Origin of the sequence: Methylobacterium sp. Leaf465 (genome assembly GCF_001424705.1) — a bacterium.
Classification (GTDB): Bacteria; Pseudomonadota; Alphaproteobacteria; order Rhizobiales; family Beijerinckiaceae; genus Methylobacterium.
Genome location: NZ_LMRA01000034.1, coordinates 150,916 through 165,343, shown reverse-complemented (window position 1 = coordinate 165,343; position 14,428 = coordinate 150,916). Strand labels below are relative to the sequence as shown.

Here is a 14,428-nt window from a genome sequence, read left to right as displayed (position 1 = left end):
CATGCGGCTGACCTCCTCGCGCATCGCCCTCGCCCTGGTTCTGGCCGGCACGGTCCTGTCCGCCACGGGGCCGGGTCTCGCGCAAGGGGGGCCCGGCCCCGCCTCGGCCCTGCCGGAGCCGCCGCCGATCCAGTCCGACGACGCCCGCCTGCTGCCGGTGCTCGGCGCCCACGGCATGGTCGCCTCGCAGGAGGCACGGGCCACCCGCGTCGGCGTCGCGATCCTGCGCGCCGGCGGCAACGCCATCGACGCCGCCGTGGCGGTCGGCTTCGCCCTGGCCGTGACCCTGCCGCGGGCCGGCAACCTCGGCGGCGGCGGCTTCATGATGATCCACCGGGCGGTGGGCGACGAGACGATCGCCCTCGATTACCGCGAGACCGCCCCGGCCGCCGCCCGCTCCGACATGTTCCTCGATTCCCGGGGTGAGCCCGACCGCGCCGCCTCCACCCGCACCGGCAAGGCGGTGGGCGTGCCCGGCACCGTGCGGGGTCTGGCCGAAGCGCACCGCCTCTACGGCTCGGGCCGCTTCACCCTGGCCGACCTGATCGCCCCGGCCGAGAAACTCGCCCGCGAGGGCATCCCGGTGGAGTCGGGCCTCGCGGACTCGCTGCCCCGCGCCGCCGGCCTGCTCGGCCGCTGGCCGTCTTCGCGAAAAATCTTCTTTGCCGGCGATAGACCCCTGGAGCGCGGTGAACGGCTGGTCCAGACCGATCTCGCCGACACCCTCGCGGCCATCGCGACATCCGGCCCCGACGCCTTCCACACGGGCCCCATCGCGGAGCGCATCGCCGCCGCCGTACGGGCCGCGGGCGGGGTGATGACGGCCGAGGATCTTGCCGCCTATCGCCCGGTGCTCCGCGAGCCCGTGCGCGGCACCTATCGGGGCTACGCCATCGCGTCGATGCCGCCGCCGAGCTCCGGCGGCATCCACCTCGTCGAGATCCTGAACGTGCTGGAGGGCTTCGACCTCGCCCGCATGGGGGCGGGCAGCGCCGATGCCCTCCACACCCTGGCCGAAGCGATGAAGCCGGCCTATGCCGACCGGGCGACCTGGCTCGGCGACCCCGCCCGCACCCAGGTGCCGATGGAGGGCCTGATCGCTAAGCCCTACGCGGCGCGCCTGCGGGCCGGGATCGATCCCGCCCGCGCCCGGCCCGCCGCCGAGGTGAAGGCGGGCGATCCCCTCCCCTTCGAATCCGACCAGACCACCCATTTCTCCGTGGTGGACAGGGCCGGCAACGCGGTCTCGAACACCACCACCCTGAACTTCTCCTACGGGCTCGGCCTCGTGGCGGAGGGCACCGGCGTGCTCCTGAACAACGAGATGGACGATTTCTCCGCCAAGCCCGGCGCCCGCAACGCCTACGGCCTCGTCGGCAGCGTCGCCAACGCGGTCTCGCCCGGGGCCCGGCCCCTCTCCTCGATGACCCCCGCCTTCGTCTTCCGCGATGGCCGGCTCGTCCTGGTGACGGGCAGCCCCGGCGGCAGCCGCATCATCTCGACGGTGCTGCAGGTCATCGTCAACGTGCTCGACTTCCGCATGAACCTGGCCGAGGCCGTGGCCGCGCCGCGCATTCACCACCAGTGGCAGCCGGACGTGCTGATGGCCGAGGAAGGCCTCTCCCCCGACACTCTGGCCCTGCTCAGGGCCCGCGGTCACACGGTCCGGGTCGGGGCGACCTCCGGCTCGGCCAATTCGGTGCAGGCCGCCGACGGGCTGCTGGCGGGCGCCGCCGATCCGCGCCAGCGCGGCACCCTGGCGGAGGGGGATTGAGGGGGCGGATAATCCCGCGCTCGGATGGTCTGGGACGAGATCGCACGCTACACGGGAGCCGGGCCGCGCCCTGTCCCGGGCTGTCTCCTCCAGGTTCCCGATGCTCCTCGTCCGCTCCCTCGCGTTCAACCTCGCCTTCTACGTCGCTACGACCCTCATCGCGATCGGTGGGCTGCCGACCCTCGTCTCCCGGCGCGGGGTCATCCGGCTGGCCCAGCTCTGGAGCCGCGTCACCCTGTGGCTCCTGCGGGTGGTGGGCGGCATCACGGTGGAGTTCCGGGGCGTCGAGAACATCCCGTCCGGCCCCCTCCTGGTGGCGGCCAAGCACCAGTCGGCCCTGGAGACCCTGGCCCTCGTCACCGCCTTCCCGGACTTCGCCTACATCCTCAAGCGCGAGCTGCTCTGGATCCCGCTGATCGGGTGGTTCCTCTCGCGCTCCGGCATGGTCGCCATCGACCGCAGCAAGGGGGCCCGGGCGATGACCGCCATGAACGAGGCCGCCGCCCGGGCCATCCGGGACGGGCGTCAGCTCATCATCTTCCCCGAAGGCACCCGCCGCCCGCCCGGCGCGCCCCCTGCCTACAAGCTCGGCATCACCCACCTGTACGCCGCCCTCGGCGTGCCCTGCCTGCCCGTCGCCCTGAACACGGGCCTGCACTGGCCCCGCCGCCGCCTGGTCCGCCGGCCCGGCACTGCGGTGATCGAGTTCCTCGCCCCGATCGCGCCGGGCCTGGACCGGGCCCCCTTCCTCGAGGTGGTCCAGGGCCGGATCGAGTCCGCGTCGGACGCGCTGCTGGCCGCCGGCCGGAACGAGCTCGCGGCCGCCGGGCACGCGATTCCGGATGCCGTCCCGGCCTCTCCGGCCAAGGCCCGGCGGAACGGATCGCCCGTCGCCTGAGGGGGTCGCCGGGGCCGGGTTGCCCCTGTGTACGACTTGTGGATAACTTCCGTCATCCCCATCTCATTGGAAGCCGGGGCGTCGTCCTTGACGCCAACGAACCGTTAAGATTAATGTGGAACAAATGGCGAACAAGAGAGCCCTGTCCTGGTCGGCCGCCCTGCGCGACCTGAAGGACGATCGAGCACGGAGACAGGAAGTGCGCGAGGAACGCCTGAGGACGACGGCCGGCCTGCGCGGGACCCCCGCCCTGGTGCTCAGCGCCTGGCGCGGCCGGTCCGGCCGCCGCTACGTGGTCGGCATCCATGAGCTGGCCGAGCCCGAGCTCGACGACATGGGCGAGGCCGTGGTGATGGCGGTGCGTCGCGACGCCTCGGGCGTCGGCGAACTCGTCTCGGTGGCCTCCGCCGGGCAGAGCCCGCGGGAACGCCTGCACCGGAACTGGATCGCCCGGGCCCGGCACAAGGGCGCGACCGAGATGCACGTCCACCGGCTGGCCGAGGACGAGGCCGAGCGCGAGGCCATCGTGGCCGATCTCGGGAGCGAGCAGAAGGCCGACGCCGCGAACTGATCGCGGCGGAGCGGTCGCTCCGCTGACGTCACGGCTTCGCGTTTTGCAGCGCCCGTGGGGCCCTGCCATGCTTTCGCCGCCGAGACCCTGCCAAGCCTTGCATCCGGGCTGCCCCGACGATGGCCGCAGGCCCGTGACGCGAGCGCAGGATACCGACACGCGATGGCGCAGAGCCCGACCCCGACCCGTCCCCTCTCGCGCAAGGGGCTGTTCCTCCCCTACATTCTCCTCGCCACCCTCGTGATCGCCTGGTCGCTCGGGTGGTTCTACATCCGCCACCGGGCCGCCTCCGAGATGGATGGCTGGATCGCGCAGGAAGCGGCCGCGGGCCGGACCTGGACCTGCGCCGACCGCAGCATCACCGGCTATCCCTTCCGCATTGAGCTGCGCTGCGCCTCCCTGGCCTTCAGCCGCTCCGACAGCCGCTTCACCCTCGGGCCGGTCACGGCGGTGACCCAGGTCTACCAGCCGCGCCAGGGCATCCTCGAGGTCGGCGGGCCGTTCCACGTCGAGCAGGGCGACCTCACGGCGGACGCGACCTGGACCTCCCTGGAGGGCAGCTTCCATGGCGCCTCCGACGGCTTCGTGCGTGCCTCCGTGGTGGCCAACGGCGCCAAGGGCGTGGTGCGCGGCGCCGGTCCCGAGCCGATCGCGTTCGACACCCAGCACCTCGAGCTCCACGCCCGTCCGACCCCGGGCCGCTTCGAATCGGAGGGGTCCATCGACACCAGCCTGCGGGCGAACCGGATTCGCCTGCCGCTGGTCGACGCGGCGCTGGGCAATGCCGACCCGGCCGACCTCGCCCTCGACGCCACCGTGAGCCGCGCCACGGCCCTCGGCACCGGCACCGTGGCCAAGGAGCTGGAGGACTGGCGCCAGGCCGGCGGCGGCCTCGACATCGCGCTGCTGTCCCTGGCCAAGGGCGAGCGCCGGCTCCAGGCCAAGGGCCGCCTCGACCTCGACGCCGCGCACCGGCTCCAGGGCCAGCTCGACCTGCGCGCGGCCGGCGTCGAGGCCCTGGTCGGCCAGGTCATGGGCCAGCGCTTCGGCGCCGAGAAGGGCGCGCTGATCGGCAGCCTCGTCGGCCAGCTCCTCGGGCGTCGCAGCCAGGCCAGTGCCGAGGCCGGCGTCGCGGCCCCGGCCGACGATGCCCTCAAGCCCCTGCCCCCCCTGCGCCTCGCCGAGGGCCGCCTGATGCTCGGCCCGTTCCCGATCCCCAACGTGCAGCTGCCGCCGCTCTACTGAGCGACCGCCCGCGCGGGGGACGCGCCTCAGGCCGCGGGGTCGCTCGGGCGCCCGCGGCCGAAATCGGCCTCGGGCGTCTCCTGGCCCATGGCGACGATGCCCCGGCGGATGGCGCGGGTGCGCGTGAAGAGGTCGTGCAGGGCCTCGCCGTCGCCCCAGCGGATCGCCCGGGCCAGGGCCGCGAGGTCCTCGTTGAAGCGCCCCAGCATCTCCAGCACCGCGTCCTTGTTGGTCAGGAACACGTCCCGCCACATGGTCGGGTCGGAGGCGGCGATGCGGGTGAAGTCGCGAAAGCCGCCGGCCGAGAACTTGATCACTTCGGACTGGGTCACGGCCTCGAGGTCGGCGGCGGTGCCGACGATGTTGTAGGCGATGAGGTGCGGCACGTGGCTGGTGATGGCCAGGACGAGGTCGTGATGCTCCGGCGTCATCGTCTCGACGATGGCGCGCAGGCCTTCCCAGAAGGCCTGGACTCGCGCGGTCGCAGCCGGGTCGGTGTCCTCGGCCGGAGTGAGGATGCACCAGCGTCCGGAGAACAGGGTCGAGAATCCGGCATCCGGCCCCGAATACTCGGTGCCGGCCACGGGGTGCGCCGGCACGAAATGCACGCCGGCGGGCAGGTGCGGCGTGACGGCCGCCACCACCGAGGCCTTGACCGAGCCGACATCCGACACGATGGCTCCCGGCTTCAGGGCCGGACCCAGGATCTCGGCCACCGCGCCGACGGCGCCCACCGGTACGCACAGGATGACGAGATCGGCCCCCGCCACGCCCGCGGCGAGGTCGTCCGTGGCCGTGTCCGCGAGGCCGAGCGCCCGCACCCGCTCCAGCACCGCGGCGTCGCGGTCGAGGGCGACGATGCGCCGGGCGAGGCCGAACTGCCGGGCGCCCCGGGCGATCGAGGAGCCGATCAGCCCGAGGCCGACGATGGCCAGGGTCTCCAGGGGGGGCGCGTCGATCTCAGCCACGGGTCTCGCCCCGCACGAAGGCGGTCAGGGCGTCGAGGAAGGCGGTGTTCGCCTCCTCGCCGCCGACGGTGACGCGCAGGGCGTGGGGCAGCCCATAGGACGAGACCCGCCGGGTGATGACGCCCCGGGCGGAGAGGAACGCGTCGGCCTCGGCGGCCGTCCGGCCCGGCGCGTCGGGGAAGTGGACGAGGATGAAGTTCGCGACGCTCGGCGTCACGGTCAGCCCGAGTTCCTGCACCGCCCCCGTCATCGTGGCGAGCCAGGTGTCGTTGTGGGCGACGGCGGCAGCCACGTGCACGTCGTCCGCGATGGCGGCCGCCCCGGCGGCGATGCCGGCCCCCGACAGGTTGAAGGGTCCCCGGATGCGGTTGACGGCGTCGACCACTTCCGACGGGCCGACCATCCATCCGATGCGGAGCGCCGCCAGCCCGTGGATCTTCGAGAAGGTCCGGGTCATCACGACGTTGTTGGCCTCGAGCGCGAGGTCGAGGCCGGCGCTGTAGTCGTTCGCCCGCACGTATTCCGCGTAGGCGCCGTCGAGGACGAGGAGGACGTGGGGCGGCAGGCCCGCATGCAGGCGACGGATCTCGTCGAAGGGCAGGTAGGTGCCGGTCGGGTTGTTGGGGTTGGCGAGGTAGACGATCCGGGTGCGCGGCGTGACGGCGGCCAGCAGCGCGTCGACGTCGGCGCGCAGGTCGCGCTCAGGCACCACCACGGGGGTGCCGCCGGCGGCCAGGATGGCGATCCGGTAGACCAGGAAGCCGTGCTCGGTGAAGATCCCCTCGTCGCCGGCCCCGAGATACGCGTAGGCCAGGAAGGACAGGAGCTCGTCGGAGCCCGCGCCGCAGACGATCCGCGCCGGGTCGAGGCCGTAACGGGCGGCGATCGCCTCGCGCAGCGCCCGGGACGTGCCCTCCGGGTAGAGTTCGAGCTTGGCGGCTTCCGCCCGCATCGCCGCCACCGCCTTCGGGCTCGGGCCCAGCGGGGTCTCGTTCGAGGAGAGCTTGTGCACCTTGGCATGGCCGGGCGCCCCGCTCTTGCCGGGCACGTAGGCCTCGATGGCGAGGACGCCGGGGCGGGGCACCGGGCGTGAGGGAGCGACGGGGGCGGAGGCGGAGGACGGGGACGAGGACATGGACGAGGACCTGGCGGCCGCCGGTGGATCGGCGAAGCGCCCGTCTAACAAAGCTGGCCCGGCTTTGCGAGCGGGCCCCGTGCCTCCGGCCCGCGTCCCTCGGACCCGCATGCCTCAGATCCGCGTCCCTCAGACGCGCATGCCTCAGATCCGCGTCCCTCAGACGCGCATGCCTCAGACCCGGAAGCGGGCGGCGTGGCTGCCGATCTCGTCGAGGGTCTCGGGGGCGGCGCCGGCCCGGGTCAGGGCCTCGTGCAGCTGCCGGGCGCTGACCCCGCCGGGGACGGCGAGGAGCAGGCCGTGCCCGTCCGGCCCGGCTGCGCGGGCGACGACCTCTCCGTAGAGGTCCTGCAGGGCCCGCGCGGCCTCCGGCTCCCAGGCGGCGACGCGGGTGGCATGGAGGACCCAGTCGCGCTGGGCCGCCGCCGGATCGTCCAGCGGGTTCGAGACCACGAAGACCGGGGTGCCGGCCGGGTGGGTGGGCCGCTCGATGAAGGGCAGGCGCGCGATGACCTTGGGCCGGCCGGCGCCCACGAGCCCTTCCCACCAGGGTGCGGCGTCGGTGGTGGCGCCCGAGCCGTCGGGGTCAAGGCGGAAGATGCCGAGGTCGCCGCGGGAGGCGGCCACGGCCTCGATCACCGCGAGGCAGGTGGGGTGGGGCCGGTAGGGCACCGTGAACCCGAAATGGAAGCGGGCGGAATCGCGCATCGGCGCATCCCCGCCCGAGATGTCCGCATGGACCGAGAACGGCGCCTGCACGTAGGTGAAGGTAGCGATGATGACCCGCCAGATCCCCTCCACGGTGTCGAGGGGCAGGAGCCCGCGATGGCGCTCGGCGACGCGCCGCATCATCGAGGCCTCGCGTCCGGGCCGGAAGGCCGAGCCGCTGGCCGAGGTGCGCTTGACCGCGATCAGCCGGTCGATGATCGACCCGCGCTGGATCAGCAGGGCGTGCATCTCGGCGTCGATCCGATCGATCTCGGCGCGCAGGTCGCCGAGGTTGTCGAGGGGCGGCGCGGGTCTCGTCGTGAAGCGCATCGGGGGCTCGCGAGGGTGCGGTGGGGACGATCGGGGGAGCCGGCGCCGGGGTCTCGCCTCCCGGGCGCCACCGCCCCGGTCTACGATCGCGCGCGCCGAAGGGCCAGAGCCGTTTGCCCGGAACCGGCGCGACCGGGCGGTTGTGAAACCGTGGGCGGGCCCCAAGCGCGGTGCGTGGCCCTTTCGTTGACGCGTGAGGGAGCGCACACTACCTCAACGCCTTACGACGCATGGTCTTCTCTCCGGATGGCACGCCGAGCCGTCCCTTCCGTCCCGCCCGGACCGACGCGCCGTCTCCTCCAACCCGTTTCATGACCATGTCGCTGGATACCGCCCTCAAGCCAGGCACGCCCGAAGACGAATCGGTGCGCGCCGACGCGCCGGGCGCCGAGCTGTCCCAGGCCCGCGAGCCCAAGGGCCTCGTGGCGCAGTTCGGCCTGGACGAGCCCCTGGCGATGGATGCCGGCGTGCAGCTCGCACCGTTCCAGATCGCCTACCAGACGGCGGGCACCCTCAACGCGGACCGCTCCAACGCCGTCCTGATCTGCCACGCGCTCACGGGCGACCAGCACTTCGCCCACACCCATCCGGTGACGGGCAAGCGCGGCTGGTGGGAGACCCTGGTGGGGCCGGGCAAGCCCGTGGACACCGACCGCTACTTCGTCGTCTGCTCCAACGTCATCGGCTCGTGCATGGGCTCCACCGGCCCGGCCTCGATCGACCCGGCCACGGGCCGGGCCTACGGCCTCGACTTCCCCCTCGTGACCATCCGCGACATGGTCCGGGCCCAGGCCATGCTGCTCGACCGGCTCGGCATCCGCGACCTGTTCCTCTGCATCGGCGGCTCTATGGGCGGCATGCAGGTGCTGCAATGGGCCGCGAGCTACCCCGAGCGGGTCTTCGCCGCGATGCCGATCGCCACCGGGCCCCGCCACTCCGCGCAGAACATCGCCTTCCACGAGGTCGGCCGGCAGGCGATCATGGCCGATCCCGCCTGGGCCGAGGGGCGCTACCTCGAGGCCGGCACCCGGCCGGCCAAGGGCCTCGGCGTCGCCCGCATGGGCGCGCACATCACCTACCTGTCGGAGCCGGCCCTGCACCGCAAGTTCGGCCGCCGCTTCCAGGGTGGCTCGGCACCCACCTTCTCGTTCAACGCCGACTTCCAGATCGAGAGCTACCTGCGCCACCAGGGCCTCAGCTTCGTCGAGCGCTTCGACGCCAATGCCTATCTCTACCTCACCCGGGCGATGGACTATTTCGACCTCGCCGCCGACCAGGGTGGAGTGCTGGCCAAGGCCTTCCGGGGCACGAAGACCCGGTTCTGTGTGATCTCCTTCACCTCCGACTGGCTGTTCCCGACCTCCGAATCCCGCGCCATCGTCCACGCCCTGAACGCGGCCTCGGCCCCGGTCGCCTTCGTGGAGGTCGAGAGCGACAAGGGCCACGACGCCTTCCTCCTCGACGAGCCGGCGATGTTCGCCGCCGCACGCGGCTACATCGACGCCGCCGCCCGGGCCCGCGGCCTGTGACGGGATCGGAGAGGTTCGCGCAGCGGCCCTGGGAGGCGGCGGAGACGCTGCCGCGCGAGGAGGCCGGCAGCACCCGCGTCGACCACCTCGTGGTGCTCGACCTCGTGCCGACGAACGCCCGGGTCCTCGACATCGGCTGCGGCGATGGCGCCCTGCTCGCCCTGCTGCGCGACCGGCGCGGCGTGGACGGGCGCGGCATCGAGCTGTCGCGGGAGGGCGTGAACGCCTGCCTCGCCCGGGGCCTGCCGGTGATCCAGGGGGACGCCGACACCGATCTGGCGAACTATCCCGACGACGCCTTCGACATGGTCGTCCTGTCCCAGACCATCCAGGCGACGCGCAACCCGCGCATCGTGCTGGAGCACCTCCTGCGCATCGGCCGGCAGGTGATCATCTCCTTCCCGAATTTCGGCCATTGGCGGGTGCGCTCGGAACTCGCCCTGCGGGGTCGCATGCCGGTCACGGCCCTGATGCCCGAGGAATGGTACGAGACCCAGAACATCCATCACTGCACGATCCGCGACTTCGTCGGCCTGTGCCGGACCGTGAACGCCGAGATCGAGAAGGCCACCGCCCTCGATGCCAGGGGCCGGCCGATGCGATTCGCGATGCCCTGGTGGGTCTGGAACCTGATGGGCGCGCAGGGCGTGTTCCTGCTGCGTCGGGGCGGCGGCCCGGGCGGCGACACCCAACCCGCGGCCTGAGCCGCTGTTGCACGTGAAAACCCTTAACCCTGTCGCGCGCGCCGGATGAGCAGCGTCGCGACCTCGTAGGTGACCTGCGCGCCCCCCGCCTCGAAGCCCCGCAGCACCCGCCGCATCGTGCCCGGCGCGAGGGTCCGCGCGGCGCCGGGCGTCCCGGCGCCGATGGCGCGCAGGGAACCCAGGAAGGCCCGGCCGTCGGCATGGGCCTCGACCACGGGCTCGGCGGAGACCGCGAGGGTGCAGCCCGGACAGGCCAGCGCGGCGAGGTCCGACAAGGCCGGATAGACGGGCGTCGCCGCCTCCAGGCCCAGGGCCGCATGCGCCGCCCGCCACTCGGCGAAGGTGCCCGCGCCCAGCGTCGCCACCGCCAGCAGGCCGCCGGGGGCCAGCAGCGCGGCGAGGCGCGCCAGGGTTCCGGGAAGGTCCTCGAACCATTGCGCCGCGAGGCTCGAGGCGATGAGGTCGAAGCCGGGCGCGCAGGCCGGCCGCTCGGCATCCATGACGACGAAGCGCAGGTCCGCGGTTCCGGCGAGGCGGGCGCGGCAGCGCTGCACCATGGCGGGGGCGAGGTCCGAGGCGAAGAGAACGCCCCCCGGCAGGTGCCGGCGCAGGTGCGCGGTCAGCAGGCCGGTGCCGCAGCCGATCTCGAGGATGCGCGGCGCCGGGGCCAGGGGCTCGGCCGCGATGCGCTGCGCGAGACGCTCCGCCACCAGGGCCTGGATCGCCGCCGCGCCGTCATAGCCCTCGGCCCCGTCGAAGGCCCGGGCCACGGCCTGTTTCCAAGACTGCATCGGGGCGATCGTCCGTGGCACGGGCAGGGATGAGGGGCGGTCGTCGTTCGATCTCGTCGCTCAAGGCGTCCGGGTGCTAGGCCGCCAGGGCCTGCTCGATCATCCGGGCCACGGCGAGCGCCCGGCCGTCGTCGCCGAAGCGGGCGACGACCTGAACGCCGAGCGGCAGGCCCTCCCCGGGGACCGGGACGGTGACGCAGGGCACGCCCATCAGGGTCCAGAGGCGGTTGAAGCGCGCGTCGCCGGTGGTGCCGAGCCCGGCCGGCGCCCGGCCCGGGGCCGACAGGGTCAGGATCGCGTCGAAGTCCCCGAACAGGTCCTTCAGCGCGCGCCGGGCCCGGTGCGCGGCGCGCCGCGCCGCGTCGTACTGGGCGGCGACGAGATCCTGGGCCGCATCGAGCTGCACGCCGAGTTCCGGGCTGAGCTGCGCCCGGTGGTGGGCGTATTCCCAGGCCAGGGCCTGGCGGGCCTCGTAGTCCTGGATCACGGGGTGGGCAGCCCAGGCCTCGGGCAGCGGGGCCGGCAGGACGAGGTCGACGACCCGGGCGCCGGCGGCCTCGGCCGCGCGGGCGGCCCGGTGCAGGGCGGCGAGGGCGTCCGGGTCGGGCGCGTCGGCGAAGCCCTGGAGGCAGAGGCCGAGGCGCGGAGCCTGGGGGGCCGCGTCCAGGTCGAGGCCGAGGGCGGGCCGGTCGGCGATCAGGCTCAGGCCCTGGGCGACGTCGCGGATGCCGGCGCCGAACAGGCCGACGGTGTCCAGCGCCCAGGAGAAGGTCTTCACGCCCACCGTCGGCAGGAGCCGGAAGGACGGCTTGATCGCCGCCACCCCGCAGAAGGCCGCCGGCCGAATCACGGAGCCGCCGGTCTGGGTACCGAGCGCGAGGGGCACCATCCCGGCGGCGACGGCCGCGGCCGACCCCGCCGAGGAGCCGCCGGGCGTGTAGCCGGGGTCGCGCGGGTTCACCGTGGCGGTGGGATCGTGGCTGGCGAAGGGGGAGGTGCTGGTCTTGACCAGGGGCACGGCGCCGAGCGCCCGCAGACGCGCCACGATGGCGGCATCCGCCCTGGGCTGCCAGCCGGCATAGATCGGAGACCCCATCTGCGTCGGCAGGTCGGCGGTGTCGATGATGTCCTTGACCCCGACCGCGATGCCCGCCAGCGGCCCGGAGTCGGCGATCGCCGGGGCGGGATTTCGGCTGACGATCGCCCCGATGCCGGGGTCGCGGGCCGCGATGGCGGCCTCGGCGAGACGGATGGCGCCGGCGGGGTCGAGGGTGCCGGCGGCGATACGGGTGCGGAGATCGACGAGGGACAGCATGGGGGCTTGGTCCGGCCTCGGCCGCCTCCTGTCAACACCCGTCCACAGGGACGCCGCCCGCACCGCATCGTTGACGCAACGTTTACGGAACCCGGCGCATCGTCCGCGTCATGTGGCGTAGCGTATTCGCGTTCTCGGCCCTGACGCTGTTCGGCGCGGGCCTCACCGGCTGTGCACTCAACAAGTTTGAGCAGCGCGAGCCGTGGCGTGACCAGACCGAGCAGGCCTGCAACGCCAAACGCCTGGTGGAGACGACGGAGTTCGTCACCCCCGTCAAGGAGATCAGCGGGCCGGGCGTCTGCGGCATGCTGCAGCCCTATCGCGTCACCCGCCTGGGCAAGGGGACCGTCGCCCTGAAGCAGCGGGTGACCCTGGCCTGCCCGGCGCTGACCGAGGCCGAGGCCTGGCTCGCCGACACGATCCAGCCGGCCGCGAACCTGTATTTCGGCCAGCCCGTGGCCGAGATCAACGCCGGCACCTATGCCTGCCGCGGCCGCAACAACCAGGCCGGCGCCAAGCTCTCCGAGCATTCCTTCGGCAATGCCGTCGACATCATGTCGTTCAAGCTCGCCGACGGCTACGTCATCACCGTGAAGGGCGGCTGGCGCGGTACCGAGGCCGAGCAGGGCTTCCTGCGCGAGGTCTTCCTCGGGGCCTGCGCCCGGTTCTCCACCGTGCTGGCGCCGGGCTCGAACGTCTTCCACTACGACCACATCCACGTCGACCTTGCCCGGCACGACCCGCGCGGCCTGCGTCGCATCTGCCAGCCGCTGATCAAGTTCACACCGCAGCTCGGTGCCGACGGCGTGCCGCGCGCCACGGCCCGGCCCCGTCCGCCCGAGCGCCTGCCCGCCCCGCCCCAGGCCCCGATCGACGTGGAGGAGGACGATCCCTACGGCGTCGCCCCGATGTCGGCGCGCCAACCCGCGAAGGTTCCGGCCGCGCAGCTCGCCCACGGCCCGGCCCCCGTTCGTCCGACCACTCCGCCGGTGGCCTACGCCGCCGCGCCGCGGGGTCCGGTGCCGCGCGCCCCGGCGCCCCGGGTCGCGGCCGCCCTCCCCCCGGAGGATTTCGCCGCCGAGCCGCTCTCGCTCGCGGCCCCCGGCCTCGCCGAACCGATCTACTGACAGGCGCGCTGGTCCCGCATCCGGGGTGTGCCCGGCGCACCCCAGGGTCCGCGGAAAGCGACGGCGCGGCCGGCCGCCTGCTTGACAGGGCGGGCCGAGCCGCCATCGTTCGGGTCAGCTTCACGGACTCCAGCGGAACAAAGACGCCGGCATGCGCCCGAATCCCCTCTCCACCGCCCTCGCCCTCGGCCTCGTCCTGGCGGGCGCCCTCCAGCCGGCGCTCGCCCGCTCCGGCCGCGAGGAGATCACCCCCGCCGAGGAGCGCGAATTCAACTACGACGCCGACATCCCCGGCTGCCAGGCCCCCGAGGTGCTGGAGCGGCTCTCGACGCACTTCGCCGAGAAGGAGGCGAAGTTCTGGAACTCGTCCCTGACCATCCTGCGCTACGAGCACATCGAGCGCACGGCCTGGCGCCCCTGGGGCCTCGACTACGTCCCGCGCCGCTTCTGCAGCGCCGTGGCCACCACCTCGGACGGCGTCCGCCGCAAGGTCGACTACTCGGTGCGCGACGGGCTCGGGATCATCGGCGCCGACTGGGGCATCGAGTTCTGCGTCCACGGCCTGGATCGCAACCTCGCCTACGCCTATTCCTCGGCCTGCCGCGAAGCCCGTCCGTGAGCCCTGCCGCCGGGCACCGGTCGCGCGCACGCGGCACCCTGGCGGGCCTGACCCTGGCGCTGATGGCGTCGGGCGGACCGGCGTCGCCGGCGATGGCGCAGGGTTTCGAGCGCGGCGGCACGCCGGGCACGTTCGACTTCTACGTCCTGGCCTTGTCTTGGTCGCCGACCTACTGCGAGGGGCCCGGCGCCCGGCGCGAGGCGCAGGGCCAGTGCCGGCCGGGACGCGGCCTCGGCTTCGTCGTCCACGGGCTCTGGCCCCAATACACCCGCGGCTACCCGTCCAACTGTTCCTCCGTCGAGCGGTCGCCCACCCGGCAGGCGATCGCGGTGGCGGGCGAGGTCTACCCGAGCGAGGGCCTCGCCCGGCACGAGTGGCGCACCCACGGCACCTGCTCGGGTCTCGACCCGGTCTCCTACTTCCAGGCGGCCCGCGACGCCCGGGCGGCGGTGACCCTTCCGGACGCCTTCAAGGCCCCCGAGCGCGACACCCGGATGGCGCCGATCGACATCGCCCGGCAGTTCGTGGCGGCCAACCGGGGCCTACGTCCCGACATGATGTCGGTGACCTGCCGGGGCGGCCAGCTCCAGGAGGTGCGGATCTGCTTTGCCAAGGACCTGCGCGGCTTCACCCCCTGCCCCGAGGTGGCGCGCCAGAATTGCCGTGCCGACGCGGTCGCCATCGACGCCGCGCGGTAGATGATGCCGCGATTCC

General features: G+C 73.4%; 14 protein-coding genes. 9 read left to right on the top strand and 5 right to left on the bottom strand.

All coding sequences use genetic code 11. From position 1 onward, the window contains the following. Position 1 precedes the first annotated feature (1 nt). From ggt to ASG51_RS15865, 4 genes are all read left to right on the top strand, one after another. Positions 2-1,774 (top strand): gamma-glutamyltransferase, encoded by a 1,773-nt coding sequence (gene ggt, locus ASG51_RS15880; RefSeq protein ID WP_056381816.1) that lies wholly within the window; start codon positions 2-4, stop codon positions 1,772-1,774. A 100-nt stretch (positions 1,775-1,874) separates the two neighbouring features. After that, positions 1,875-2,672, top strand: a complete 798-nt coding sequence (locus tag ASG51_RS15875; RefSeq protein ID WP_056381813.1) for a lysophospholipid acyltransferase family protein — start codon at positions 1,875-1,877, stop codon at positions 2,670-2,672. Positions 2,673-2,796: 124 nt separating this feature from the next. Then, positions 2,797-3,243, top strand: a complete 447-nt coding sequence (locus ASG51_RS15870; protein ID WP_055946546.1) for a hypothetical protein — start codon at positions 2,797-2,799, stop codon at positions 3,241-3,243. Between the two features lie 162 nt (positions 3,244-3,405). After that, positions 3,406-4,488 (top strand): DUF2125 domain-containing protein, encoded by a 1,083-nt coding sequence (locus ASG51_RS15865; RefSeq protein WP_056351835.1) that lies wholly within the window; start codon positions 3,406-3,408, stop codon positions 4,486-4,488. Between the two features lie 26 nt (positions 4,489-4,514). Here ASG51_RS15865 and ASG51_RS15860 read toward each other — a convergent pair whose 3' ends face one another. The 3 genes from ASG51_RS15860 to ASG51_RS15850 form a co-directional block, all read right to left on the bottom strand. Further along, positions 4,515-5,447 carry a prephenate/arogenate dehydrogenase family protein gene (locus ASG51_RS15860; RefSeq protein WP_056382071.1) on the bottom strand — a complete coding sequence of 311 codons (933 nt, stop codon included), beginning with the start codon at positions 5,445-5,447 and terminating at the stop codon, positions 4,515-4,517. 1 nt (position 5,448) lies between these two features. Continuing rightward, positions 5,449-6,591 carry a histidinol-phosphate transaminase gene (locus ASG51_RS15855; RefSeq protein WP_056276374.1) on the bottom strand — a complete coding sequence of 381 codons (1,143 nt, stop codon included), beginning with the start codon at positions 6,589-6,591 and terminating at the stop codon, positions 5,449-5,451. A 174-nt stretch (positions 6,592-6,765) separates the two neighbouring features. After that, the gene (locus tag ASG51_RS15850; RefSeq protein ID WP_056218486.1) at positions 6,766-7,629 is read right to left on the bottom strand and encodes a chorismate mutase; all 864 of its coding nucleotides are present in this window, start codon (positions 7,627-7,629) and stop codon (positions 6,766-6,768) included. 311 nt (positions 7,630-7,940) lie between these two features. On the opposite strand from ASG51_RS15850, the gene ASG51_RS15845 reads away from it, so the two are divergent. Together ASG51_RS15845 and metW are read left to right on the top strand one after the other, a co-directional pair. Then, positions 7,941-9,158, top strand: a complete 1,218-nt coding sequence (locus ASG51_RS15845) for a homoserine O-acetyltransferase (RefSeq protein WP_056276378.1) — start codon at positions 7,941-7,943, stop codon at positions 9,156-9,158. Then, positions 9,155-9,862, top strand: a complete 708-nt coding sequence (gene metW / locus ASG51_RS15840) for a methionine biosynthesis protein MetW (RefSeq protein WP_082514039.1) — start codon at positions 9,155-9,157, stop codon at positions 9,860-9,862. Before ASG51_RS15845 ends, metW begins: the two co-directional genes overlap by 4 nt. 23 nt (positions 9,863-9,885) lie before the next feature. Here the strand turns inward: metW and ASG51_RS15835 are convergent, their stop codons facing one another. Both ASG51_RS15835 and ASG51_RS15830 read right to left on the bottom strand, forming a co-directional pair. Further along, complete coding sequence (locus tag ASG51_RS15835) at positions 9,886-10,653, bottom strand: methyltransferase domain-containing protein (protein ID WP_056381811.1); 768 nt, start codon at positions 10,651-10,653, stop codon at positions 9,886-9,888. Between the two features lie 76 nt (positions 10,654-10,729). After that, positions 10,730-11,968, bottom strand: a complete 1,239-nt coding sequence (locus ASG51_RS15830; RefSeq protein ID WP_056381808.1) for an amidase — start codon at positions 11,966-11,968, stop codon at positions 10,730-10,732. Positions 11,969-12,078: 110 nt separating this feature from the next. On the opposite strand from ASG51_RS15830, the gene ASG51_RS15825 reads away from it, so the two are divergent. The 3 genes from ASG51_RS15825 (at position 12,079) to ASG51_RS15815 (ending at position 14,412) form a co-directional block, all read left to right on the top strand. Next, positions 12,079-13,095, top strand: a complete 1,017-nt coding sequence (locus ASG51_RS15825; protein ID WP_056381806.1) for an extensin family protein — start codon at positions 12,079-12,081, stop codon at positions 13,093-13,095. Between the two features lie 151 nt (positions 13,096-13,246). Further along, positions 13,247-13,714: a hypothetical protein gene (locus tag ASG51_RS15820; protein ID WP_056218471.1), complete on the top strand. Its 468-nt coding sequence runs from the start codon at positions 13,247-13,249 to the stop codon at positions 13,712-13,714. Between the two features lie 62 nt (positions 13,715-13,776). After that, on the top strand, positions 13,777-14,412 hold the full coding sequence (locus ASG51_RS15815; protein WP_056276715.1) for a ribonuclease T2: 636 nt from the start codon (positions 13,777-13,779) through the stop codon (positions 14,410-14,412). Positions 14,413-14,428 lie beyond the last annotated feature (16 nt).

What these genes read in the sequence shown, in the direction of transcription:
- ggt (WP_056381816.1), top strand. Translation starts at nt 2, where the DNA reads ATGCGGCTGACCTCCTCGCGCATCGCCCTCGCCCTGGTTCTGGCCGGC.
- ASG51_RS15815 (WP_056276715.1), top strand. Translation starts at nt 13,777, where the DNA reads ATGGCGTCGGGCGGACCGGCGTCGCCGGCGATGGCGCAGGGTTTCGAG.
- ASG51_RS15820 (WP_056218471.1), top strand. Translation starts at nt 13,247, where the DNA reads ATGCGCCCGAATCCCCTCTCCACCGCCCTCGCCCTCGGCCTCGTCCTG.
- ASG51_RS15830 (WP_056381808.1), bottom strand. Translation starts at nt 11,968, where the DNA reads ATGCTGTCCCTCGTCGATCTCCGCACCCGTATCGCCGCCGGCACCCTC.
- ASG51_RS15855 (WP_056276374.1), bottom strand. Translation starts at nt 6,591, where the DNA reads ATGTCCTCGTCCCCGTCCTCCGCCTCCGCCCCCGTCGCTCCCTCACGC.
- ASG51_RS15825 (WP_056381806.1), top strand. Translation starts at nt 12,079, where the DNA reads ATGTGGCGTAGCGTATTCGCGTTCTCGGCCCTGACGCTGTTCGGCGCG.
- ASG51_RS15835 (WP_056381811.1), bottom strand. Translation starts at nt 10,653, where the DNA reads ATGCAGTCTTGGAAACAGGCCGTGGCCCGGGCCTTCGACGGGGCCGAG.
- ASG51_RS15850 (WP_056218486.1), bottom strand. Translation starts at nt 7,629, where the DNA reads ATGCGCTTCACGACGAGACCCGCGCCGCCCCTCGACAACCTCGGCGAC.
- ASG51_RS15845 (WP_056276378.1), top strand. Translation starts at nt 7,941, where the DNA reads ATGACCATGTCGCTGGATACCGCCCTCAAGCCAGGCACGCCCGAAGAC.
- ASG51_RS15875 (WP_056381813.1), top strand. Translation starts at nt 1,875, where the DNA reads ATGCTCCTCGTCCGCTCCCTCGCGTTCAACCTCGCCTTCTACGTCGCT.
- ASG51_RS15870 (WP_055946546.1), top strand. Translation starts at nt 2,797, where the DNA reads ATGGCGAACAAGAGAGCCCTGTCCTGGTCGGCCGCCCTGCGCGACCTG.
- ASG51_RS15865 (WP_056351835.1), top strand. Translation starts at nt 3,406, where the DNA reads ATGGCGCAGAGCCCGACCCCGACCCGTCCCCTCTCGCGCAAGGGGCTG.